Below are 22,000 nucleotides of genomic sequence, written 5' to 3'. Positions count from 1 at the left end.
CGGTCCGCCGGTCCGGGGCCGGTCGACGGGTGCGCCCGGGGCCCGCCGGTTGTCCGAATCCCGCGACTCGTCGTCGCCGGACGCTGCCGCAGCGTCGAGATGGAGCGCACCGATTGACCGCTGGCAATCGTTGCGTACGCAAGCAGACTGTGGTGCGTGACGAACCCATCACCGCAGGTCCCGGGTCCCCGCCCGGCGTATCCCGCTCCGAGACAGTCCTGGTGGCGCCGGCTCTCCAGCGGCGCGAAGGTCGCGGTCGTGGCCTCGGGCGTGCTGGTGCTCTGCTGCTGCGGCGGCGTGGCGATCGGCGCCGGCCCCGACTCCCCCTCGGCTCCGGCCGGGAAGAAGGTCGCGCCGGCCACGACCGCGACGACCGGTGTCGAGGCGGCGGCGGTCGCCGCGCCGACGACCTCCGTCCCGGCCCCGGCCCCGTCGCCGACCGAGGCGAGCCCGAGCCCGAGTCCGAGCGCGCCGCCCTCGCCCCGGGTCCGGACCACGACCGTCACCGCGACCGCGAAGATCGCCTACCCCATCCGGACCGTCAAGGACGCCACCCTGCCGCAGGGCACGAAGAAGGTACGCACGCGCGGCGTCAACGGGGTGCGCACGCTGACCTACCAGGTGACGGTCACCGACGGGGTGCAGACCGCCCGGAAGCTCCTCCGGTCCGTGGTCAGCAAGCAGCCGGTGACGCAGGTGGTCGCCGTCGGCACCAAGCCGGCGCGCAGGTGCGACCCGAACTACAGCGGGGCCTGCGTACCGGTCGCGAGCGACGTGGACTGCTCCGGCGGCAGCGGCAACGGCCCCGCGTACGTCGACGGCCCGGTCCGGGTCGTCGGCAGCGACATCTACGACCTGGACCGGGACGGCGACGGGGTGGGCTGCGACGACTGATGGCTGCTGCCGGCGCAGGGGCACGGGGGACGACCTCCGCGCCCCTATGCTGGGCCGGTGATCCTCGCTGACGCCACCGGCTCCTGGGCCGGCACCAACGGTTTCCGGATGCTGCCGGCCGATCCGTTCGCCGAGTCGCCGGCCACGCTGACCGTGACGACCGCTGCCGGCGGCCACCTGACCACCGTGGCGTACGGGTGGGCGCATCCGGACGACGGCCCGCAGGACGGTCTGCTCGTGCTCGCCGCCGGGGAGCAGCCGGGTTCGCTGGCCGCCTGGTGGGGCGACTCGTGGCACCAGCAGCCCACCGCGATGACGCTCACCGGCGCGACGGGCGCGGCGTCGGCGGTCGAGCTGGCCGCGGAGTACGCCGGCGGGTGGGGGTGGCGGATCACGCTGGACGCCGCCGACCCGGAGACGCTGCGGCTGGTGATGGAGAACGTGGTCCCGGCGGACCAGGCCGGCCCCGACACGCCGGCCGGTCCCTACCCGGTCATGGTCACCGAGCTGCGCCGGGCCTGAGGCCGCGGAGCCCGGGTCGCCCGCGACGCGGTTGCCGGGCGGGGAGGCCGGGGCCGGCCGGTCAGCCCCGGTCGTCGAGGATCTCGCGCAGCCGGCGGGCGAACGCCTCCGGCTGGCCGGCGTAGCCGCCCTCCCCACCGACGAAGCCGCCGTGGTGGCTCGGGAAGACCGCCGGCCGCCCACCGAGCAGTTCGGCCGTCGCCACCGAAGTACGGCCGGTGAACGTGTCCGCCGACTCCTCGCCCACCGCGACGACCAGCCGGGTCGGTGCCGCGCGGAGCGCGTCGACGTCGGGCCGGTAGCTGGTGACCGCCACGGACCGGTCGGAGAGCAGCGGGTCGTCCCGGGAGCCGTCGTCCTCGACCGGCATCCCGAACGCCGCCGGGTCGGGCAGGGGGCGGGCGAAGTAGTCGTCGGTGAACTCGCCGCGCCACGACGTCATGGCCACGAACGCGGCCATGCCGGCACCCCAGCCGTTCTTCCGGTACGCCTCCTGGCACGCCGCGGTGGCCCGTGCGGCGGCGTCCGCGTCGGGCAGCAGCGTGACGAGCGGCGGCTCGTGCGCCACCAGCGTGCCCACCGTGTCCGGGTACGCCGCGACGAGGGCGAGCGCGGTCACCGCGCCGCCGCTGCTGGCGAACATGTCGACCGGGCCCGTGCCGAGCGCGTCGACGACGGCCCGTACGTCGCCGGCCTGGGTCTCGGGCACGGAGTCGGTCCGGCCGTCCCGGCGCACGCTGCGGCCGAGCCCGCGCGGGTCGTAGGTGATCACGGTCCGGTCCGGGAAGTACGAGGCCAGCGCCGCGAAGCCGTCGGCGCACATCGGCTGGCCGATCATGAACAGCGGCCGGTGCCCGCCGGTGGTGGCATGCGGGGCGTGCACGTCGTAGACGAGGTCGACGTCGGGTGTCTGGAGCGTGTGCGTGGTCATGCTCCGGTCGACAGTCGTCGGCCCGGAAAGTCATCGGTCCGCCGGGATTCCCATGCCGATGCGGCTGCCGTCACCTGTCGGGGGTGTAGGCGGGCGGGATGCCGGGTACCTCGCGCCCAACCCCGGTAACCCCTGCTCAGGAGGCCCCATGACCGTCGTGCTCGCCGTTGTCTGCAGCGACGGGGTGGTGATCGGCGCGGACTCCCAGATCACCGAGAGCGACCGCGGTCTGAGCTTTCCCGCCCAGAAGCTGCACCCGCTGGGATCGTGCGCGGCCTGGGGCGGCAGCGGCGCGCGGGGAGTGCTCAACGACCTGCGCCCTCTCCTCCAGGACTCGGCCACCGCCATCCTCGAAGCACCCGACATCGGCGACGAGTTGCAGGAGCGCGTCCTGCCCGTGTTCAAGAAGCACTACGAGAACTACATCCCGGACGTGCCCGGCGAGGGCAGCGGCGGCGGGGTGTCGGCGTATCTGCTCGCGGCCGGCTACAGCCAGGGCGGGCCGTGGGTCGTGGAGATCAATCCCAACGGGCTCATCGGCCGCTACGAGGACGTGGGCTTCCACGCCATCGGCTCCGGCGCGCCCATGGCCCAGCAAGCCGGCGCACTGCTGTCCCACTTCCGGATGACCACGCGCACCGTCGAGTACGGCGTGGTGGGCGTGGTACGGGTGCTGGAGGCGCTGGAGCGGACCTCACCGTCGGTCGGCGGGCCGTTCAGCGTGGCGTGCATCCGCGAGGAGGGTGCCCACCACCTCGACGAGAAGGAGATCGCCAAGGCGCTGAAGGACTGCCAGCGCTGGCGCGACCTCGAACAGGAAACGCTCGACCGGCTGTTCGACTGACGCCGGCGGGGGCCGCGTATCGGTGGGTGGAACGGGCCGGCGGGGCGTGCGATGCCTGGAGCCGGCCACGGATCGCCGCCGACGCCGCCACCCGTCAGGCGCGGGGGCCGTTCAGCCGGTCGTCCGGGGCGGGCCGGACGTCGTCGACCTCCTCCTCGACCGCCGAGTCTCCCGCCTCGACGGACGTGACGTCGTCGAGCAGTTCGTCGACCTCAACCACCGTCGCCTCGGCCTGCTGTGCGGGCTCCGTCGCGTCCGCCGCCGACGCCGGCTTCGTGATCCACTCCTCCCACGACAGCCCGTGCTTCTCCGCCAGGTAACGGGCGCGGTATAGCCGGGTCGCGTCCTCGATTGCCGACTGGAGCATCGCGAAGCTGAGCCCGGCGGCGACGAGCGCGCCGGCGATCGGCACGACGTTCGCCAGCCGCGTCCGGACCAGCCGCAGCCCGAGCAGCTTGAAGATCTGCTGGATGACCCGGACGAGCGGGTCCCGGCCCAACTGGCTCCACGTGGCACGGCGCATCATCTGCTGGGTGAGGCGCGACAGGCTCGCGAGCGCTGCCGTCTTGCTCGCGGACGACGACGCCATGCTGTAGTTCAGGACCCCCATCAGGAACAACTCCTCCTCGGGGTCCCGGGGGTCGTAGCCGTAGTGGACCGCCACCTCCGCCACCGCCCGGCCGAGCAGCGCCAGCGAGATCACCACGTCCGACGCCACCGCGGCGACCGCGACACCCGCCGTCGTACCGCCGCTGACGGTGGTGCTGACCGTCGCGCCGGTGACCGCGACGGAGGCGAGGCCGGATTCGATCACCCCGACGAACGGGATCGTCATCGCGGGCCGCCCCTTGTCGAGGTCCTTGAGATCGAGCGCGCCGAACGGCGAGCCCTCGGCCAGATCCGGGTGGTCACGGCGCAACCGCTCGGCCCGCCTGGTCAGCGACGCCGAACGCACGGCGGGCAGGAAGATCGCCTTGAAGCCGCCCTCCAGCGCCTTCATGATGGTCTCGTCGCCGAACTGCATGGTCCGGCTCCCGCCGGGGATCTTCTTGATCTGGTCGCCGGCACGCCTGGTGAGCGACGCGACCTGTCCGACCATGCGCGCCCGCATGCCGTCGCGGCGCTTCCGCTCGCTCTCCAGCAGGCTGGACCAGGCCCGGGCCTCGTAGTCGGACATGCCTTCCCGCATCAGCGGCCCCCCATCGATTCGTGAAAACCCGCTCAAGTCTGGTGCCGGGGACGCCGGCCCTCAAGCGGTCCGACAAGCGGCTATCCGACTCAGGCGCCGGTCGGCACGTGGCAGCGGTTGCGGAGGGCAGCAGGACAGGGCCCCGCCGAAGTCCGGAAAGGACCACAGCGGGCGGCCTTCGAACTGCGCGAGACCGCAGGGGATTTGCACCCGTCATGCCGGGTGTCATCCGACAAGTCAGTCTGAATAGGAACACGGCGGCGATTGTCATGCACTCTCGCGGTTTTACCGACAGCTGCATTTGGGAGCGCTCCTAACGCGGTTTACGCGTCGCCCTCCCAGCACCCGTCGACGTTCACCGAACGGGGGGGGTAGACACAGTGGACTATGCTCATCGGAGATCGCTGGGGGGGCGGCGGGTGTGCCGATTCCCCGGATGTCGTGTTCAACGAACCATGACGGCACCGAATGCGGTGCCTGGGAACGGAGTTCGTCATGAAGCTAGCCCGAAGGATCGGATTCACCGCCACTGCGGTGGTGGCACTTGTTGCCGCATCCGCGACCCCCGCACTCGCCGACTCCGGCGACACCATCTACGGAATCTGGCCGAACCGGATCGCGCACGCGAACTTCACCAGCTACGGCGACAAGTTCACGGTGTGGGACGACGAGAGCGACGGGCGGGCCGCGATCGCCTTCTGGCAGGTGGGCAGCCGCAGCGGCCAGTGCGTGAACAGCAACGGCGCCGGCACCTCCAAGACCTGTAACTACGACTTCCCGGAGAACACGACGATCGTCTGGAATCTCACCGCGCAAGGTTGGGCGAACCCCGGCTGCTGCACGGCGATTGTCGGTGGGGAGCAGCGGGACAAGACCTGATCCGAACCGGCGGATGACGCGCGGAAAGCCACCACGGCACCCCCACGCGTCGTCTAGTCGGACGACCCGATGAACGATGTGGTGTGGTTGTCGCAGGCAGCGGGGTGACGCGAAATCAGCACTCTGACTGTCTGCGGCGACTTCGCCACCCACCTCGGTTTACTGCCTGCCATCGGCATCAATGGCAAAGGCGCACCGTGGCCTTTCGACGCGAACCGGCGGCGCACGGGTCGAATGGGGGCGTCCGAGGTCGATCGGCCCGCCGGGGATCGCCCCGATCGGGTGGCCCCGTACTCCAGAACTGCACTTTTCCGGCCGCGCGGAGAACGTCGCGGGCGGCAGCGGCCACCGCGCACGCCGCCGTCCGGCAGATCGGGCAGCGACCGTCGGGCCGGGCCGGTGGTCGCGGAGAATCCACCGGGCGGTGACAATCAGCCGATTGCCGATCTGGGCCAGGGACAGAAACGGCGCGGTCATCGTCAGTCCACCCCTGAGCCGCACGATCAGCCTGGAGAAGGCTCACTCAGGAGCATGACGACCGTGGCACCTTGGCCCTCACCGAACTCCCAGCCAGCGATTACCTTGCTGCCCGGCAAGTCGGCGATCGGCCGAAAATCGTCCGGGCATTCACCGGGGCCGAGGTAGTACGCGCCGGTACTACGTGCCCAGCGATCCTGGAGGCACAGTCCGCGAAGGTGCCGTCGCAGCGCATCGTCGCCGACCTGGTCCAGGGCCGGTTCCCAGCGAGGATCGACCACACTGACATCGGGCTCGACGTACCCATGTCGTACGAGGCTGTCGCCGATGTCGCACAGACCGGCTGGAGCGCTCATCGTCCACGTCGCCGTCCGCATCGCGTCCAGCAGCGAGCCGTCCGTCCGCGGCCGCAGGAGCAGATGGGGATACCGCCGGTAGCCGTCGGGGCTGAGTTCGTCGAGACTCAGCGAGCCAGCCTGTAGCGCCCTGCCGATGCTCCTGCCCCACACCATCGCCCGGCCGTCATCCGTCGTGACGGTGAGCAGCGGCTGGAGCGCGGCGGGCCGCACATGTGTGGCGATGAACGCCGACCTGGCCAGGTCGGGCACCCAGCGGCCCGGGTAGAGCCACTCACCGCCGTTGTCGCCCGACCTCCCGTTGACGTCGGCGACGAGTTCTGCGGGATCAAGGTCCTCGAGTATCTCGCCAGCGGTCTCGTCGTCGTAGTGGAAGACCGCGTACGTCCCCGCCGCGTCGAACTCCGCCAGCGGTCGGCCGAGCATCAGTCCGAACGCGTGACCAAGCAGGTCTTCCCAGTAGGACACGCCGTCTCCTTCCGGTAGCCACTACCTAGCGCGATGATGCCAGCCCGCTACCCAACGCTGCCGCGGCGGCCACCTCGAATCGTGGCTCCGCGATGCCGACGAATCGAACCCCGCCCCGGGACGGCGGTCAATGTCGACATGTTCGTACGGCTTCATACCGCCCGGACCTGGGCTCCGCTGCCGTACACGAGAAAAGCCGTTCCCACCAGGGGGAACGGCTTTTGAAATGGGTGGAGCTGAGGGGATTTGAACCCCTGACCCCCTCGATGCGAACGAGGTGCGCTACCAGTCTGCGCCACAGCCCCTCCGCTGGCGAACCAGCGTCGGTCCCACCCGGCTTGCACCGGGCGGGCCGGCACAAGGCTAACAGGTCACGCCCCCACCACGCGAACCACCCCGCCGCCGCCGAGATCTTGGAAGGAAACGGCCCCCGGAGGGGCCCAAATCCTCCAAGATCGCAAAACCAGGGGAACAAGCGGTCAGGCGCCCCGGCCGGACTGGTAGGGGCGACCGCGCAGGCCGCCCGCCCGCCGGTAGGACACCGAACCTCCGCTCGCGGCCGGCGGCAGGTCCGCCGGCCGGTCCAGGCCCATCGCGGTGCGCCGGACCGCCTCCCGCTGGGCGGCCAGCCGGCGCTGCGCCTCCCGCCGGGCCGCCGCGCGCCGGGCCTGTTCGCGGCGCACCTCGGCCTGGCGGGCGGCCAGCCAGGCCGCTTCCCGGGCGTCCGCGCGCCGCCGCCGGCGTTCGGCGAGGGCCCGCTGCCGCAGGTGTACGACGTACGCGACGAGCAGCGCGCCGGTGACCGAGACGCTGATCCAGAACCCGGGCCCGACCAGCATCACGCCGACCAGTTCGACCAGGTTGAGCAGCAGCAGCGCGGCGAGCACCCGGCGCCGGCGGTAGACGGCCGGGGTGTGCCGTCGGCGGGGGGAGTGCCGTCGGCGGGACTGCGCGGGGACCGCCGAGACGGGTCGGAGCCGGCCGGAGCGCCGCCGGACGGGAGGCGCGGAGACCGGGCGGGCCAGACCGCCCGTGTCGGAGTCTTCACTCAAGGTGACAACGAGCGCGCGGGGCGGGTGCACAGGCTGGCGTCCGGGCACGGTGCGGCGACGACGCTGGCGCTGAAGCACCCGCGCCGTCGACTGCGCCCGCTCCGCCACCAGCCGCTCGGTGGCGTCGTACCGGCGGACCAGCGCCGGAGCGAGGGCGAGCAGACCGGCGGCGGCGAGGACGGCGAGGAGCACCGACGTCGGCACCCTCACCCCTCCCGTCACCAAGTTCGGGGCGAGCGCCACACGGCCGCAACTTCTTCCGTCGACTCTCGTTAACGGCGCACATCGTGCGGGCCGGCAGCGCTTGCCACAGCTTGCAGTTACTTGAGGTTACGGGCCGCCGACCCGCTTCACCGTGCGCCGCGCCGGGCGTCACGGCCGGAACGGCTCAGCGCCGGCTGTCACGTACGCGGTGCCACCGCGCCAACAGACCACCCTCGGCGGCCACTTCCTCGCCGGTCATCGCGTATCCGATGTGGTCCCGCCAGGCGCCGTCGATGTGCATGTACCGCACGTGGTAGGCCTCCTCACGGAAGCCGAGCTTCTCCACCACCCGCCGGGACGGGACGTTCTCCGGCCGGATGTTCACCTCGATCCGGTGCAGCCCACCGGGGCCGAACGCGTGGTCCACGGCGAGCGCGACAGCGGTCGGGATCACACCCCGCCCGGCCACCCGGGAGTCCACCCAGTAGCCCACGTACCCGGAGCAGAACGCCCGCCGCACGATGCTGCCCACGTTGAGGTGGCCGACTAGTCGCTCCTGCCCGTCCTCGCGCAGGCAGACCGCGAACGGCATGCCGTCCCCGGTCCGCGCCGACCTCCGCTGGTCGGCGTGGACCAGGCGGAACGCGGCCGGCGAGTTCGTCGCGTCCCAACCGCCCGGCACGTGCGACTCCCACGGGGCCAGCCACTCCCGGTTGGCGCGCCGGATCGCCGACCAGGTCACCGCGTCGGAACGCCGGTACGGCCGCAGCACCACCGGACCGTCCACCAGCACCGCCGGCCACCCCGGCGCCCTCCGGAACATCACCGGCGTCGGTCCAGCAGCAGCACGTCCACGGTGGAGCCGGCGGCGGCGGTGGTGACCCGCTCGCCGAGCACCAGCAGGCCGTTCGCCTCGGCCAGGCCGGAGAGTGTGTACGGCCCACCGGCCAGCGGCTGCACGGTGTAGCCGCCACCGCGCCGTTCGGCCACGTGCGCGGGGCGGAACTCGCGCAGCCCGCCCGGCGACGAGACGGTCTCCAGCAGGTGCGCGCGCACGCTGGGCCGGAACACCGGCTCAGCGCCGGCCAGCAGTTGGATGGCCGGGCGGGCCAGCACCTCGAAACCGATCAGCGCCGCGCCGGGCTCACCGGGAAGACACACCACCGGCACCTCCTCGGCGCCGACCGTACCGAACCCGAGCGCCGTGCCGGGATAGAGGGCCACCTCTGTGAAGGCCACCGGCCCGGCCCGGCCGCCGTCGCGGCGGGACAGGATGCGGCGGACCATGTCGCCCGGCCCGGTGCCGGTGCCGCCGGTGGTGATGATCAGGTCGGCCCGCAGCGTCTGGTCCTCCAGCAGGCCGCGCAGCGCCTCCGGGTCGTCGTCGCAGATCCCGACCCGGTACGCGAGCCCGCCCGCCTCGGCCGCCGCCGCGGTCAACGCGTGCGAGTTGGTGTCCACCACCTGGCCGGGCTGGCTGCCCCGCCCCACGTCGACGAGTTCGTCGCCGGTGGCCACGATGACCACCCGGGGGCTGGGTCGCACCACCACGTGCCCGATGCCGGTGGCGGCGAACACCGCGACCAGGGCCGGTGAGACGTACGCGCCGGCGCGGGCGAGCAGCGTGCCGGCGACGAGTTCCTCACCGGCGCGGCGCAGGCCGTACCCGCGCTTGGGCGCGCGGAAGATCTCCACGGCGGCCATGCCCTGGTCGGTCCACTCCACCGGCACCACCACGTCGGCGCCCACCGGCAGCGGCGCGCCGGCGGCCACCGAGAAGCAGGCGCCGGGGGTGAGCCGGACCGGCCGCCAGCTCGCCGCGCCCAGGTCACCGACCACGTTGAGCCGGATGCTGCGCCCGCCGCGGATACCGGAGGGGGCCGGGACGTAGCCCGGCCCCCGGCTCCCTCCGGAGATGTCCTCCCAGCGCGCGGCGTACCCGTCCACCGCCGCCTGGTCGAAGGCGGGGAACGAGTGCGGGGCGACCACGTCCTCGGCGAGCACGTTGCCGTACGCCTGGGTCAGGTCGAGGTCGAGCGGAGGCAGCGCGCGTAACCTGCGCAGCACGCTGCCCAGGTAGTCGGCGAGCGGCGTCAACTCGTTCGCGGCCGCCTCGGCGTCGGCCGTCGCGGTCATGTATCGGCACCGCCGGACGCGTTGCGCAGCCCGCCCAGGACCGCGTCGGTGACGGTCTCGTCGCCGTTGTTGACGAACTCCGCGAGCCACTTGCGGAACTCGGTGCCGATGTCCTCCCGCTCGGCGGCGATCTGTACCACGGTCTGGAGGTAGCCGAGCGGCATGCCGGTGTCGTAGCGGGTGCCCCGGTAGACGATGGCGTGCACCGGCACCCCCTCGGTGCGCAGCAGCTCCATCGCGTCGGTCAGTTGGATCTCCCCGCCGCTGCCCGGCTTCGTCCGCCGGATCGCGTCGAAGATCCGCCCCGGCAGCACGTACCGGCCCAGGACGGCCAGGTTGCTGGGGGCGTCCTCCGGGCTGGGCTTCTCCACCATGCCGGTGACCCGGACGACCTCGGCGATGTCGGCGTACTCCGATTCGGCCGGCTCGACCGAGGCGATGCCGTAGCGGCTGGTCTCGGCCGGGTCGACCTCGAAGAACGCGAGCACCACGCCGCCGGTGCGGGCCTGGAGCTCCAGCATGGCCGGCAGCAGCGGCTCGGAGGGCTTGACGAACTCGTCGCCGAGCAGCACCGCGAAGGCGGCGTCGCCGACGTGCGACTCGGCGAACCCGACGGCGTGGCCCAGGCCGAGCTGCTCCGGCTGGCGGACGGTGTAGACGGCGGCGAGTTCCTCGGTGCGCTTGACGGCGGCCAGCAGCTCCGGCTTCTTGGCGAGCCGTTCCTCCAGGTCGGGTCGCCGGTCGAAGTGGTCGACCATCGAGGTCTTGCCCCGCCCGGTGATCAGCAGCACGTCGGTGACGCCGGCCTGGGTGGCCTCCTCGACGATGTACTGCAGAACCGGCCGGTCGACGACCGGCAACAGCTCCTTCGGGACCGCCTTGGTGGCCGGCAGGAACCGGGTGGCCAGGCCGGCGGCCGGGATGACGGCCTTGACCGCACGGGAGCGACCGGGGGTCGCTGAGGGGTTCGCTGAGTGCTCCGACATGCCGCGAGACTATCGGCCACGGCTCTGCCGCGGCGGGTGAGGACCGGAAGACGCGCCGCCCTGCGCGGCGCCCGTCGGGTCCGCCGCGCCGGCCCGGGGCAGCCCGTCGGGCGGGCTGACGGTGGCGGCCACCACCGGAATCTCCTGAGTGCGAGCCGGATCTCCGACGGCTGTGGGGGCCATCCGGTAGCCGTCCCGCCCGGCCGCCTTGGCCGCGTACAGCGCGTCGTCGGCCGCATCGAGCACCTGCTGGCCGCCGGCGGCGTGGTCCGGGTAGACGGCGATGCCGATGGAGACGGTCACCGGCACCCGCAGCGGCTCGTCGCCGTGACCGTCGACCGGCACCGGCTGGTCCCGTACCACCGCCCCGAGCCGCTCGGCGACGATCGTGGCGCCCCGGGCGTCGGTCTCCGGCAGCAGCACCACGAACTCCTCGCCGCCCTGCCGGAACGCCAGGTCCACCTCGCGGATCACGCCGCGTACCCGGCGGGCGAACTCGACCAGCACGGCGTCCCCGGCGGCGTGCCCCCAGGTGTCGTTGACGTGCTTGAAGCGGTCCAGGTCGAGCGCGAGCACGCTGAGCATGCGGCCGAACCGGTTCGCCCGTTCCACCTCCCGCCGGATCGACTCGCGCAGGTAGCGGTAGTTCCACAGCCCGGTCAGCGGATCGGTGAGGGAGAGCCGCTGCGCCTCCTCGTGCACCCGGACGTTCTCCACCGCCACCGCCGCGTGCCCGGCGAAGGTGCGCAGCGTGACCAGGTCGTCGTCGTCGAACTCGTGCCCGCCGAGCCGGTCGTAGAGGGCCAGCACGCCGAGCGCCGCGCTGGGCGGCGCGGTCGGGTCGCCGTCCACCGGCGGATGCCCGGGACGTTCCGGGCCGCGCGGGTCGGGGGCGGCGAACGGCACCGCCACGTACGTCTCGCAGGTCGGCTCCCCGGTCGGCGGGTCCGACGCGGTCCAGCGGCCCCGCACCGGCTCGCCGGTGGCGGCCACCGCGCCCACCACGCCGGTGCCGACCGGCACCCGCAGCGTCGCCGGGTCCGCCGGGTCGTCGGTCGGCCAGCGCCCGGCCAGCCCTTCGACGCACTGGCCGACCAGCACGCCGTGACCGTCGAGCAGCAGCACCGCGCCGGCCCGCGCGCCGGTCCCGGCGATCGCGCTGTCCAGGATCACCCGCAGGATGCGTTGCAGGTCGTGCGTGCTGGCCAGCGTGTCGCCGAGCACGACGAGGTGGTTGCGGAGCTGGTCCCGGCTGCTGGTCAGCGCCGCCACGTAACTGCCGGTCTCGCGCATCATCCGGTTGAACGCGGCGGCCAGCCGCCCGATCTCGTCGCGGCTGCGGACCGGCACCCGCGCGGTCAGGTCGCCGTGCGCCACCCGGTCCACCGCGCCGGCCAGCTCGACCAGGGGCCGGGTCGTCACCCGGGCCAGTCGCCAGGCGGCCAGCACGGCCAGCAGCGCGGCCAGCGCCACCGCCGCGGCCAGCGCGCCGAACAGGACGGGTGGGCGCCGGGCCGGCACCGAGAGCACCAACGGCAGCGGCTGCCCCGGGGACGGCCCGACCCGACGCACGTACCGCCCGTCGCCGGTCCCGGCCACCCCGTCCCCGACCGCCTGGCCGGCGGCGGCCAGCACCGCTGCGCGTACCCCCGGGTCCTCGGTCGTGTGGGTGATCTGCCCGGGGCCGTCGAGGAGGGTGACGTCGACGCCGGTCACGGCCGCGAGCCGCGCCACGAAGGCCGGGTCGACGGGCTGCGCGGCGGCGACCGCGCCCAGGTCGGCGCCGGCCGGGTCGCGGAGCCGGACCTGCACGGCGAGCGCCCCCACCCGGCCGGTGGGCACGCCGGCGCAGTCCTGCCAGGGGCCGGGCGGCCCACCGGCGGTGGCGTAGGTGGTCCGGCCGGCGGCGTCGGCGATCACGACGGCGGTGGCCAGCCCTCGGCCGACCACCTGGTCGGCGGCGCGCGGCCGGGCGACCGGGTCGGCCACCAGCGCGACCGCGTCGGCCGCCGCGCGCAGTTGCTGGCAGAGCGCGTCGACCGAGGTACGCACGCCGGCCGCGGCCAGGCCCAGCCGCTCGGTGGCGCGGCTGCGGTCGACCGCGCTGAGGGTGGCGCCGACGAAGAACGCGCCGAGCAGGACGGGGCCGAGGACCACCACGAGGAAGGCCACCGTCAACCGCCCGCGTAGCGTCAAAAGCCTTCCCCCCGGAAGTTCCGCGCCCCTTGGTGCGATGCTGACACAGAGCGACCGGTAGGCAAGCGTTGCGTCAGGAGTGTTGCGTGCCGGATTTTTCGGATGAGGTGCACGAGGCGAAGCGGGAACTGCGCGTCGCGCTGCTCGCCGCCCGCCGGTCGCTGTCCGCGCCGCGCCGCGCCGAGGCGGCGGCGTCCGTCCAGACCGAGCTGACCGCCCTGGTACGCCGGCTGCGCCCGGCCCGGATGACCGCGTACGTGCCGGTCGCCTCCGAGCCCGGCGGGGACGATCTGCCGGAGGTGCTGCGGGCCGCGCTGCCGCCCGGGGCGGAGCTGTTGCTGCCGGTGCTCCGGGACGACCTGGACCTGGACTGGGCCGCCTACACCGGGCGGGAGTCGCTGCGCGCCGCCGGCCGGGGGCTGCGCGAGCCGACCGGGCCACCGTGGGGGCGGACCGCCGTGGCCGGCGCGGACCTGGTGGTGGTGCCCGCGTTGGCGGTGGACCGCCGGGGCGTCCGGCTGGGCCGGGGCGGCGGCTCCTACGACCGCGCGCTGGCCCGGGTGCCCGCCACCGTGTCGACGGTGGCGCTGCTGCACGACGGAGAGCTGATCACGGCGGTGCCCGCCGATCCGCACGACCGGCCGGTGCACTGCGTGATCACGCCTGGGGAGGGGCTGGTGGCGGTGCCGGGTGTGGGACCGGGCGCTTCCGCTGGACGAATCCGGGTGCGATGACGCACCATTGGCACTCGAAGACCACGAGTGCCAGACCGGCCGTGCCAGAGATCCGGAGGAGAACGTGCCCACGTACCAGTACGCCTGCACCGCGTGCGGCCACCAGCTCGAGGCGGTGCAGTCCTTCTCGGACGAGCCGCTGACCGAGTGCCCGGCGTGTGAGGGGCGGCTGCGCAAGCTCTTCAACTCGGTCGGCATCGTGTTCAAGGGCTCCGGCTTCTACCGGACGGATTCCCGTTCGTCCGGTTCCGACAGCGCGTCGAGCCCCGCCAGCAAGCCGGGGAAGTCCGACTCGTCCTCGTCCGAGTCTTCCTCGTCCGGTTCGTCCTCGGGTTCGGGCTCGTCCTCTGGGTCGGGCTCCGGCTCGTCCGGGTCGGGCTCGTCCGGCTCGGGCTCCGGCTCGGGCTCCGGCTCGTCGGCCAGCAAGGCGCCGGCGGCCTCCAGCTCCTCCTGATCGCGCGCTGACCCGACGTGGCCGTCCCCGCCCCGGGGGCGGCCACTTCCGTGCCTGCCGTCACCGGTTGTCCACAGGGCGGCCGGGTTGTCCACAGGCGTGGGCGACGGGGCGACGCGGCGGTGTCAGGCGCGCCTAGCCTGCTGGCGGAACGGTCGGCCGGCGGCGGGAGGCAACGGTGACGGGTCGGGAGGCGACGTTACGTCCGGTGCGTTGGCGCGGGCTGCCCCGACGTCGCACGCTGGTGCGGGTGACGCTGGTGGCGGTGCTGCTGGGGTTGGCCGCGGCGGTGCTCCGGACGCCGGCCGGCTGTCCGCCCGGGTCGGCTCCGTCCGGGTCGTCCGCGGGCACCGGCGTCACGGCGTCCGCCGACGCACCGTCCGCCGGCCCTCAGCCGCTGCCCGACGGGTCGGTGGGCGTGCCGATCCGGCTGGCCGAACCGGCCGCGCTCGCGGTGCTGCGTCCGGGCGCCCGGGTCGACCTGCTGGTGGTGCCCGCCGGCGGCTCACCGGACCCCACGCTGCTCGCCCCGCGCGCGCTGGTGCTCGACGTGGTGGAGGCCGGCGGGGCGGTCGACGGCTCGTCCGCGCTCTACCTGGCTCTGCCGCCCGAGCAGGCCCGGCGCGCGGTCGGGCTGCCCGAGGGCAGCCGCTTCGCCGTGGTCGTCCGCGGCTGACCACCGCCGCCCGGACCAGCCCGTGTCGCCCGGCGGGGAGCCGGCCTGCGCCGCCCCGGCGGGGATCCTGCCGGTGCCGACCTGGCGTGGTCAGCCCCAGTGCGGTGGACGCTCGGCGAGCAGCCAGTCGTCGTCGCCGCCGGGCCGCTCGCCCCAGCCGCGGTCGGTGTCGTCGGTGGTCTGCTCGGGCAGCACCACGAGATCGTCGCTGAGGTCGACCACGCGGTCGTCGTCGCCGCGCGGGACGCGGATGCCGGGTTCGGTCACGAGCAGCAACAATACCGCCGCCCGGCGGTCCGTCACGCCCCTCGGTGACCCCGCCTGCAGATTCCCGGAGAGAGGGGTCATTACGCGCCCGACAGCCACGCTTTCCGTGAATCAGCGGGCTGGACGGGGCATGTGGGGTACGGCGTGGGTGGGTCGGGCTTCGCCGCGTCGGGCGGCCGGTCGGCCGTGGCGTTGGTAGCGTCGGTCGGCGTGACGACGCCGAGTGGTGGCAGCACCGACGACGAGACCTGGCGGCGCCCCGAGCAGCCGGCCGCCCCGGACGGGACACCGCCCGAGGAGCAGCCCGCTGACCATCCGCCAGCCGGAGTGAGCCCCGCAACGCTCTCGGAGACAGATCCCACCGTCGACGCCGACCGGCCGGACACCGGATCGACGGGACAGCCCACGATCGCGGCCGGCACGGCCACGTGGTCCGCCACCGGGGCGGACCCGGTCGAGCACGCCACCACCGGGACGGACCCGGTCGAGCACGCCACCACCGGGACGGAGCTGGTCGAGCACGCCACCACCGAGGCCGGCACGACCGGGCCACGCACAAGCGGACCGCACGCCGCCGAACCGCACGAGGCCGGACCGCACACCGCCGAACCGCACGCGACCGAGCCGCACGGGACCGAGCCCTCGGCCGGTGGAGCCGGCGTGGTCGAGGGGGCCGCGAGCCCGTGGTCGCGCGCGGGTGCGGCGGAGAGTCCCTGGGCCAGGCCGGACCCGGCCGCACCGACCGGTGGCTGGACCGCGACCGGCGGCGAGTGGCCCGGCACGCCCGGGCCCGCCGTCAGCCCGGCCACCGGCGGGTATGCGGGTGGGCCGGCCACCGGTGGGTATGCGGGTAGGCCGGCACCCGGCGGGTACGCCGGGCCGCCGCCGAGCACGCCGCCGCCCCCCGGCTGGCGACCGCCGGTGCACGTGCGGACACCACCGCCCCGGCAGCTCCCGCCGCAGGACATGGCCGCCATGGACCAATCGGAACAGCGCGCCCAGCAGCTCACCTACGGCATCGGCGCGGTCGTCGGCGTGGTGCTGGTGCTGCTGATGTGCCTGCTCTGCTCACGGCTGCTGTTCTAGCGGCGGCGGTCGAGGTCGCGCACCACTGACGCGCCGGCCGCCGTGTTCCGGCGTGTCGGGGCGGCGACACTGGAGTGCGTGGAGCGGTATACCTCAGAGTCATAAATATGACTCTGAGGTATACCGCTCACACGTGATAGGCCCTTCGCCGGAAGTCACGCACGGTAACTGGCGGCGAGATGCAGCCCGTAGCCGTCAGACGATGCCGTCCCACACCATCTTGGCGCCGCTGTCACCGGTCAGGTAGACGTAGACAAGCGCGAACACGGCGAGCACGGCGGCCACCGCGGTGAGCGCCAGCGGCAGCCAGCGGGGCAGGTTCCGGGTCCGGGCGAAGCCCGCGGTGGACAGCAGCAGCAGGAGCGCCGCCACGGCCAGGCCGAGCGTGAACCAGAGCAGCGTCTCGCCGTACTCGGCATGTTCGTGGATCTTCTGAAGGCCCTCGGCCGGGTAGCCCCGCGACCGCAGCGCCTCCTCCAACTCCTCGCCCGACTCGGTCGCCACCCAGGCCACGATCGGGGTGACCACGGCCAGCGCCGCCACCGCCCAGTCCAGTCGGGGCCGCCAGCGGGGCAGGACGCCGTACGCGACGGTGAGCACGGCCAGCAGCGGCACCAGCACCACCACGGCGTGGATGACCAGAACGTGGCCTGGGAGGCCGTTGATTTCCCTGAACACCGACACCTCCGGCGAGTGGACGGATTCGCGCGGCCAGCGTACGACGCGGCGCCACCGCACACCTGCTCACACGCACGGGACGCCGCGCCGGTTCACACGACTGCCGGGACCGGGCAGCACCCCCTCGGTCTCAGCCCGGCCGGGCTGGTCCGTCCGGCGTGGCACTCTTGATCGGTGGACACCGAGGACCTCGGCCTGTTCGGTCCGGGATCGGTCACGTGGAAGGTGCACGAGGAACCGATCCTGATCGTCGCCGGCCTGCGCTCGCTCTACCTGCAGGCGTTGCACCCGCGCGCGATGGCGGGCGTCGCGCAGAACAGCAACTACCGCGCCGACGCGTGGGGCCGGCTGGTCCGCACCGCGACCTACGTGGCGACGACGATCTACGGCACCACCGCCGAGGCGGAGGCCGCCGGCCGGCGGCTGCGGACACTGCACGCCCGGATGCGCGCCACCGACCCGGTCACCGGCGAGGAGTTCCGCGTCGACGAGCCGGACCTGCTGCGGTGGGTGCACGTCACCGAGGTCGAGTCGTTCGTGAGCACCGCCCGCCGGGCCGGGCTCGCGCTGACCGACGACGAGGTGGACGGCTACTACACCGAGCAGCGCCGGGCGGCGGCCCTGGTCGGCCTGGACCCGGCCGGGGTGCCGGGCACCGCCGCCGAGATCGAGGCCTACTACCGGGACGTACGCCCGGAGCTGCGCATGACCCGCGAGGCGGCCGAGACCGCGCTGTTCCTGACCGCTCCGCCGATCCCCTGGAAGCTCAGCCTGCCGGCGCGGGTCGGCCTGAATCTCGGCCCGCCGCGCTGGGCGTACCTCGGGGTGGCCGGCACCGCGTTGGGTCTGCTGCCGCCCTGGGCGCTGCGGCTCTACGGCGGGCTGGGCCTGCCCACCACCGCGCTGTCGGCGGAGGTGGGCGTGCGGGCGTTGCGGCTCGCGCTGGCGGCGGTGCCCCGGCGCTACCGGGAGGGGCCGTTGCAGCAGGCCGCCAAGGAACGCGCCGCCCGCCTCGCGGCGGCCTGAGCCGGCGGCTGCGGGTGCCGGGGTCAGCCGGCGTCGGTGGTGGGCTGTGCGGGACGGTCGACGGCGGACCACGGCTCCTTGCCGGGGACCTGCGCGCCGGTGGGACAGGTGCGCCGGTAGTCGCACCAGCCGCAGCGCGGCCCCGCCTCGGTGGGGAACGCCTCGTCGGGGTCGGCCCCGTCGGCGACCGCCCGCTCGGCGGCCATGATGTCGCGGGCGGTGTCCTCCGCGCGGGTGAGCTGCCGGTGCAGCGACTCGGGGGTGTGCTCGTGCCCGGCGACCGTGCCGGTGGGCAGGTGGTGCAGCTCGACCCGGCGGCACGGCCGCCGGAACACCCGCTCGGCCGCGTACGCGTAGAGCGCGAGCGCCTGCGAGCCGCGCGCGTCGTCGGCGTCGAGCCCGGTGCGGCCGGTCTTGTAGTCGACGATGACCAGCTCGGGCCGCCCGTCGGGGCCGGGGCGGGAGTCGATCCGGTCGGTCCGGCCGTTGAAGGCGAGCACCGCGGTCTTCACCGCCACCACCCGCTCCACCCCGACCGGCTCGTCGGCCGGGTCGAGGCCCGCCACGTAGGACTCCAGCCAGGTCAGCGCCCGCCGGAACGCGTCGCGCTCCTGCTCGTCGTCGCGATAGCCCTCGCGCACCCAGGTGCCCTTGAGCAGCGTGCCGAGCACCTCGGGGCGGCGGCGGTCGGGGGCCAACGCATACCAGTTCTTGAGCGCGGTGTGGACGCTGGCGCCGAGTGAGTTGTGCGCCCACGGCGGCCCCTTCGGCGGGGCGGGCCGGTCCACGTACGCGTAGCGGTAGCGCCGGGGGCAGTCGGCGTAGGCGCCGAGCTTGCTGGGGGTGCAGACGAAGAGCCGTTCCGGCATGCCCTCGAAGCCGAGCTGCTCGGCCTGCTCGGTGCGGGGCCGGGGCGCCCGGCCGCCGGCAGGTCGGCTGCTCGACGCGGGGCGGCCGGTCGATGGAGGTCGTCGCACGCCTGCGATCCTGCCACCCCGGTCCGACACCGGACGACAGGCTCAGGCGTTGTTGACGTATTCGGTCACGAACGCGGCGATCGCATCCGCGATGAGCTGCACCGCGATGGCAGCCAGCAGCAGGCCGGCGATCCGGGTGAGCACCTCGATGCCGCCCGGGCGGAGCACCTTGACGATCCCGCCGGAGAAACGCAGCACCACCCAGACCGCGATCATCACCGCGACGATGGCCAGCGCGATGGCGACGTAGTCGGTGACGCCGCCGGCCTGCTGCACGAACAGCATGGTGGCCACGATCGCGCCCGGCCCGGCCAGCAGCGGGGTGCCCAGCGGCACCAACGCGATGTTGGAGGTGACCTGCTGGCTCGGGTCGTCCGCCTTGCCGGTCAGCAGCTCCAACGCGACGAGTATCAGCAGCAGCCCGCCGGCGGCCTGCAACGCGGGCAGGTCGACGTGCAGGTAGGCCAGGATCGTCTGCCCCGCCACCGCGAAGATCACGATGACCCCGAGCGCCAGCGCCACGGCCTGCCAGGCGGCCCGGTTCCGGTCGCGGGCGGGCAGCGGCCCGGTGAGCGCGAGGAAGATGGGCATCATTCCGGGCGGGTCGACGATCACCAGCAGGGTCACGAAGACCTCGCCGAAGAGCTTGAGATCCACGCGGACACGGTAGCCGCGCCGCCGGAACGCTTCAGCCTGAAGCGACCGGGGTCACCCCCCGGGCCAGCGCGACGATCCGCTCGTACGCCTCGGGGGCGGTGGTGTACGCGCCGAGCCGGACCGTCTTGTGCGTGCCGTGGAAGTCCGACGCGCCGGTGACCAGCAGCCCCAGCTCGGCGGCGAGCCGGCGGACGTGCTCCCGTTCGGCCGGGCTGTGGTCCTCGTGGTCGGCCTCCAGGCCGGCCAGTCCGGCCGCCGCCAACGCCGCGATCAGCTCGTCGGGCACGATCCGGCCGCGCCGGCTGGCCCTCGGGTGGGCGAAGACCGCCACCCCGCCGGCGGCCCGGACCAGCGCGACCGCCCGGAACACGTCGATGTCGTCCTTGGGCAAGCGGTACCGCTCCCCCAGCCAGTCCCTGCCGAACGCCTCGGTGGTGGTGGCGACCAGGCCGGCCCGGATCAGCGCCTGCGCGATGTGCGGCCGACCGACCGTTCCGCCGGCCGCCCCGGCCAGGATCTCCGACCAGCTCACCGGGATGCCGTCGGCCTGGAGCAGCCGGACGATCCGCTCGCCGCGTTCCTCGCGGGCCCGCCGGACCCGGGCCAGTTCGGCGGCCAGCTCCGGCTCGGCCGGGTCGAAGAGGTACGCGAGCAGGTGCAGCGGGAGCGCCGGCTCGGTGCCGGACCAGCGGCAGGAGAGTTCCGCGCCGCGGACCAGGGTGAGACCGGGCGGCAGGGCGGCGACGGCCGCCGCCCAGCCGGCCGTGGTGTCGTGGTCGGTCAGGGCCACCACGTCGAGCCCGGCGTCGGCGGCGGCCCGGACCAGTTCGGCCGGGCCGAGCGTGCCGTCGCTGGCGGTGGAGTGGGTGTGCAGGTCGATGCGGGCGGGAACGCTCACCGGCCCGACGCTACGCCCCGTCGGGCAGTGCGGGGGTGTCGGCCACCACCACCGGTCGTTGCCCCGGCGCCATGCCGTCGATCGTGGACGGGGTCGGGCGTTCGCCGGCCAGCACCCGCTCCGGCCGGACCCGGACCAGACCGCCGGCGGCGTCCACGTGCAACGCGACACCGGCCCGGGTCCAGGCCACCGGGCCGACCAGCTTCGGGCCGGCCGGGTGGGTCGCCGGCGCGGCGGCCGGGTCGGCCAGGTCGATCAGCAGGGCGGTGCGCCCGGTGCCGTTCGCCAGCAGCCACCGCCCGTCCGGCGAGACGGCGCCGAGCCCGTCGGCGGCCAGCTCGGCGACGCAGCCGGTCCGGGTCGGGGTGAGACCGCGTGCCGGGTCGAGCAGTGCCACGCACTGCCGACGCGCCGGCCCGGTGGTGACCAGGGCGACGAGCCGGCCGTCCGGACGGGTGCCGTAGACGACGCGGACGTCGGGGTTCACGGTGCCCGGCACGCCGCCCATCGCCCGCCGCCAGACGCTCATGCCACCCTGGCCGGGTTGGGCGATCAGCACGTCGTCGCCGGTGAAGCCGACCGGCACGACGCCGGTCGGCGCGCTCACCCGGCTGGGCGCGATGAGCTGGCCGGCGACCACGCTGGCGGCGACCACGTCCGGGCCGTCCCGCCAGGCCACCTGCCGGCCGTCCGCGGAGACCGCGACCGCGTCCGCGGCGGCGAGCATCACCTGCGGCGTGCCCCCGTCGGCCGACACCCACCAGAGGGTACGACCGGCGGCAGTGGCCGCCGAGGTGAGCAGCCAGCCCTCCCCGTCGTGGATCCGCTGCGCCCGTTCGACGCCGTCCACGCCGGTCAGCTCCCGGCGCTGGCCGCCACTGGTGTCGAGCTGGCCGCCGAGGAGCAGGTCGAGTTCGGCGCGGACCGGGCCCGGCCGGTACACCGGCGTCGGCTCGCTGGGCAGCGGGGAGAGGGAGAGCCCGGGCGGGTCGCCGAGCACCACGGTCGGCGTGCCGCCGCGCCCGTCCGGCCCGCTGAGATGCACCATGCCGGTGGTGACCAGCACCGTCGCGACGCCGGCCAGGGCCAGGCCGGTGAGCGTCCGGCGGCGTCCGGTGCGGCGGGCCCGGCGCAGCACCTCGCCCGCCGGGTCGACGCGGCGCGGCGCGGGCGTGTCGACCCGGCGGGAGAACGTCTCCCGCAGCGCCCGTTCCAGCTCGGCCTCCCCCACGGGGAGTGGACGCTCCGGGCTGCTGGTTCGGTTGTCACCGGGAGGCCGGACGCCGCTCATCGGGTCTCCGCCGGGATCGGGGCGGCGGGGCGGACCGGGGCCGACGCGGTCGCCGCCGGCGGCGTGGCCGGGGCGGGCGGCGGGGCGGCGGGCTGCCGCGTGGCCCCGGCCGGGAGGCGCGG

General features: G+C 74.3%; 23 protein-coding genes, 1 tRNA gene and 1 pseudogene. 9 read left to right on the top strand and 16 right to left on the bottom strand.

Features of this window, described 5'->3' with window-relative positions; all coding sequences use genetic code 11:
* The first annotated feature begins 156 nt into the window (after nucleotides 1-156).
* A complete protein-coding gene (locus tag C8054_RS13430; protein WP_107157127.1) occupies nucleotides 157-894 on the top strand; it encodes a G5 domain-containing protein in 738 nt (245 codons plus the stop codon).
* Between the two features lie 57 nt (nucleotides 895-951).
* Nucleotides 952-1,416, top strand: a complete 465-nt coding sequence (locus tag C8054_RS13425) for a hypothetical protein (protein WP_107157126.1) — start codon at nucleotides 952-954, stop codon at nucleotides 1,414-1,416.
* Nucleotides 1,417-1,477: 61 nt separating this feature from the next.
* Here the strand turns inward: C8054_RS13425 and C8054_RS13420 are convergent, their stop codons facing one another.
* Nucleotides 1,478-2,347, bottom strand: a complete 870-nt coding sequence (locus C8054_RS13420) for an alpha/beta fold hydrolase (RefSeq protein WP_107157125.1) — start codon at nucleotides 2,345-2,347, stop codon at nucleotides 1,478-1,480.
* A 148-nt stretch (nucleotides 2,348-2,495) separates the two neighbouring features.
* On the opposite strand from C8054_RS13420, the gene C8054_RS13415 reads away from it, so the two are divergent.
* The gene (locus C8054_RS13415) at nucleotides 2,496-3,191 is read left to right on the top strand and encodes a proteasome protein (RefSeq protein ID WP_107157124.1); all 696 of its coding nucleotides are present in this window, start codon (nucleotides 2,496-2,498) and stop codon (nucleotides 3,189-3,191) included.
* 94 nt (nucleotides 3,192-3,285) lie between these two features.
* Here the strand turns inward: C8054_RS13415 and C8054_RS13410 are convergent, their stop codons facing one another.
* On the bottom strand, nucleotides 3,286-4,380 hold the full coding sequence (locus C8054_RS13410; protein WP_107157123.1) for an EcsC family protein: 1,095 nt from the start codon (nucleotides 4,378-4,380) through the stop codon (nucleotides 3,286-3,288).
* A 495-nt stretch (nucleotides 4,381-4,875) separates the two neighbouring features.
* Between C8054_RS13410 and C8054_RS13405 the strand changes: the two genes are divergently transcribed.
* Nucleotides 4,876-5,259: a hypothetical protein gene (locus C8054_RS13405; protein WP_146179916.1), complete on the top strand. Its 384-nt coding sequence runs from the start codon at nucleotides 4,876-4,878 to the stop codon at nucleotides 5,257-5,259.
* 503 nt (nucleotides 5,260-5,762) lie between these two features.
* Here the strand turns inward: C8054_RS13405 and C8054_RS13400 are convergent.
* The 7 genes from C8054_RS13400 to C8054_RS13370 all read right to left on the bottom strand — a co-directional run bounded on the left by C8054_RS13400 (nucleotide 5,763) and on the right by C8054_RS13370 (nucleotide 13,134).
* Entirely contained in the window at nucleotides 5,763-6,560 is a 798-nt protein-coding gene (locus C8054_RS13400; protein WP_107157121.1) for a hypothetical protein, read from the bottom strand.
* Between the two features lie 231 nt (nucleotides 6,561-6,791).
* Nucleotides 6,792-6,865 (bottom strand) — tRNA-Ala (locus tag C8054_RS13395).
* 174 nt (nucleotides 6,866-7,039) lie between these two features.
* On the bottom strand, nucleotides 7,040-7,822 hold the full coding sequence (locus C8054_RS13390; RefSeq protein ID WP_199199738.1) for a hypothetical protein: 783 nt from the start codon (nucleotides 7,820-7,822) through the stop codon (nucleotides 7,040-7,042).
* Between the two features lie 178 nt (nucleotides 7,823-8,000).
* On the bottom strand, nucleotides 8,001-8,639 hold the full coding sequence (locus C8054_RS13385; RefSeq protein WP_107157120.1) for a GNAT family N-acetyltransferase: 639 nt from the start codon (nucleotides 8,637-8,639) through the stop codon (nucleotides 8,001-8,003).
* Complete coding sequence (glp, locus tag C8054_RS13380) at nucleotides 8,639-9,952, bottom strand: gephyrin-like molybdotransferase Glp (RefSeq protein ID WP_107157119.1); 1,314 nt, start codon at nucleotides 9,950-9,952, stop codon at nucleotides 8,639-8,641. The genes C8054_RS13385 and glp overlap by 1 nt, the downstream gene beginning before the upstream one ends.
* A complete protein-coding gene (locus C8054_RS13375) occupies nucleotides 9,949-10,938 on the bottom strand; it encodes a UTP--glucose-1-phosphate uridylyltransferase (RefSeq protein ID WP_107157118.1) in 990 nt (329 codons plus the stop codon). The genes glp and C8054_RS13375 overlap by 4 nt, the downstream gene beginning before the upstream one ends.
* A gap of 9 nt (nucleotides 10,939-10,947) precedes the next feature.
* Nucleotides 10,948-13,134, bottom strand: a complete 2,187-nt coding sequence (locus tag C8054_RS13370) for a diguanylate cyclase (protein WP_199199737.1) — start codon at nucleotides 13,132-13,134, stop codon at nucleotides 10,948-10,950.
* Between the two features lie 86 nt (nucleotides 13,135-13,220).
* On the opposite strand from C8054_RS13370, the gene C8054_RS13365 reads away from it, so the two are divergent.
* Nucleotides 13,221-13,868 (top strand): 5-formyltetrahydrofolate cyclo-ligase, encoded by a 648-nt coding sequence (locus C8054_RS13365; RefSeq protein WP_107157117.1) that lies wholly within the window; start codon nucleotides 13,221-13,223, stop codon nucleotides 13,866-13,868.
* Nucleotides 13,825-14,073 (top strand): annotated as a pseudogene (locus C8054_RS33235) (FmdB family zinc ribbon protein); the annotation flags it as partial. The gene C8054_RS13365 and the pseudogene C8054_RS33235, both read left to right, overlap by 44 nt.
* 14 nt (nucleotides 14,074-14,087) lie before the next feature.
* On the opposite strand, the gene C8054_RS32740 reads toward C8054_RS33235, so the two are convergent.
* Complete coding sequence (locus tag C8054_RS32740) at nucleotides 14,088-14,417, bottom strand: hypothetical protein (RefSeq protein WP_233219633.1); 330 nt, start codon at nucleotides 14,415-14,417, stop codon at nucleotides 14,088-14,090.
* An 83-nt stretch (nucleotides 14,418-14,500) separates the two neighbouring features.
* Between C8054_RS32740 and C8054_RS13355 the strand changes: the two genes are divergently transcribed.
* A complete protein-coding gene (locus C8054_RS13355) occupies nucleotides 14,501-14,998 on the top strand; it encodes a flagellar biosynthesis protein FlgA (RefSeq protein WP_107157115.1) in 498 nt (165 codons plus the stop codon).
* A 90-nt stretch (nucleotides 14,999-15,088) separates the two neighbouring features.
* On the opposite strand, the gene C8054_RS13350 is transcribed toward C8054_RS13355, so the two are convergent.
* Nucleotides 15,089-15,271 (bottom strand): hypothetical protein, encoded by a 183-nt coding sequence (locus C8054_RS13350; RefSeq protein WP_107157244.1) that lies wholly within the window; start codon nucleotides 15,269-15,271, stop codon nucleotides 15,089-15,091.
* Nucleotides 15,272-15,475: 204 nt separating this feature from the next.
* Between C8054_RS13350 and C8054_RS32735 the strand changes: the two genes are divergently transcribed.
* Nucleotides 15,476-16,351, top strand: a complete 876-nt coding sequence (locus C8054_RS32735; RefSeq protein WP_233219623.1) for a hypothetical protein — start codon at nucleotides 15,476-15,478, stop codon at nucleotides 16,349-16,351.
* A 195-nt stretch (nucleotides 16,352-16,546) separates the two neighbouring features.
* Here C8054_RS32735 and C8054_RS13340 read toward each other — a convergent pair whose 3' ends face one another.
* A complete protein-coding gene (locus C8054_RS13340) occupies nucleotides 16,547-17,029 on the bottom strand; it encodes a DUF2231 domain-containing protein (protein WP_107157242.1) in 483 nt (160 codons plus the stop codon).
* A 174-nt stretch (nucleotides 17,030-17,203) separates the two neighbouring features.
* On the opposite strand from C8054_RS13340, the gene C8054_RS13335 reads away from it, so the two are divergent.
* The gene (locus C8054_RS13335) at nucleotides 17,204-18,055 is read left to right on the top strand and encodes an oxygenase MpaB family protein (RefSeq protein WP_107157114.1); all 852 of its coding nucleotides are present in this window, start codon (nucleotides 17,204-17,206) and stop codon (nucleotides 18,053-18,055) included.
* Between the two features lie 23 nt (nucleotides 18,056-18,078).
* Here the strand turns inward: C8054_RS13335 and C8054_RS13330 are convergent, their stop codons facing one another.
* The 4 genes from C8054_RS13330 to C8054_RS13315 all read right to left on the bottom strand — a co-directional run bounded on the left by C8054_RS13330 (nucleotide 18,079) and on the right by C8054_RS13315 (nucleotide 21,878).
* A complete protein-coding gene (locus C8054_RS13330) occupies nucleotides 18,079-18,924 on the bottom strand; it encodes a PD-(D/E)XK nuclease family protein (protein WP_233219629.1) in 846 nt (281 codons plus the stop codon).
* Nucleotides 18,925-19,074: 150 nt separating this feature from the next.
* Nucleotides 19,075-19,689: a MarC family protein gene (locus tag C8054_RS13325; protein ID WP_107157112.1), complete on the bottom strand. Its 615-nt coding sequence runs from the start codon at nucleotides 19,687-19,689 to the stop codon at nucleotides 19,075-19,077.
* Between the two features lie 31 nt (nucleotides 19,690-19,720).
* Nucleotides 19,721-20,587 carry a PHP domain-containing protein gene (locus C8054_RS13320; RefSeq protein WP_107157111.1) on the bottom strand — a complete coding sequence of 289 codons (867 nt, stop codon included), beginning with the start codon at nucleotides 20,585-20,587 and terminating at the stop codon, nucleotides 19,721-19,723.
* Nucleotides 20,588-20,597: 10 nt separating this feature from the next.
* Nucleotides 20,598-21,878 carry a hypothetical protein gene (locus C8054_RS13315; protein WP_107157110.1) on the bottom strand — a complete coding sequence of 427 codons (1,281 nt, stop codon included), beginning with the start codon at nucleotides 21,876-21,878 and terminating at the stop codon, nucleotides 20,598-20,600.
* Nucleotides 21,879-22,000 lie beyond the last annotated feature (122 nt).

This window comes from Micromonospora sp. RP3T (assembly GCF_003027925.1).
Lineage (GTDB): Bacteria > Actinomycetota > Actinomycetes > Mycobacteriales > Micromonosporaceae > Micromonospora.
This window is presented reverse-complemented; position numbering and strand designations above follow the sequence as displayed.

Bases quoted from the DNA above. Each gene is read 5' to 3' on its own strand.
- C8054_RS13420 (WP_107157125.1), bottom strand. From the start codon at position 2,347: ATGACCACGCACACGCTCCAGACACCCGACGTCGACCTCGTCTACGAC.
- C8054_RS13415 (WP_107157124.1), top strand. From the start codon at position 2,496: ATGACCGTCGTGCTCGCCGTTGTCTGCAGCGACGGGGTGGTGATCGGC.
- C8054_RS13410 (WP_107157123.1), bottom strand. From the start codon at position 4,380: ATGCGGGAAGGCATGTCCGACTACGAGGCCCGGGCCTGGTCCAGCCTG.
- C8054_RS13405 (WP_146179916.1), top strand. From the start codon at position 4,876: ATGAAGCTAGCCCGAAGGATCGGATTCACCGCCACTGCGGTGGTGGCA.
- C8054_RS13385 (WP_107157120.1), bottom strand. From the start codon at position 8,639: ATGTTCCGGAGGGCGCCGGGGTGGCCGGCGGTGCTGGTGGACGGTCCG.
- glp (WP_107157119.1), bottom strand. From the start codon at position 9,952: ATGACCGCGACGGCCGACGCCGAGGCGGCCGCGAACGAGTTGACGCCG.
- C8054_RS13375 (WP_107157118.1), bottom strand. From the start codon at position 10,938: ATGTCGGAGCACTCAGCGAACCCCTCAGCGACCCCCGGTCGCTCCCGT.
- C8054_RS13330 (WP_233219629.1), bottom strand. From the start codon at position 18,924: ATGCCGGAACGGCTCTTCGTCTGCACCCCCAGCAAGCTCGGCGCCTAC.
- C8054_RS13315 (WP_107157110.1), bottom strand. From the start codon at position 21,878: ATGAGCGGCGTCCGGCCTCCCGGTGACAACCGAACCAGCAGCCCGGAG.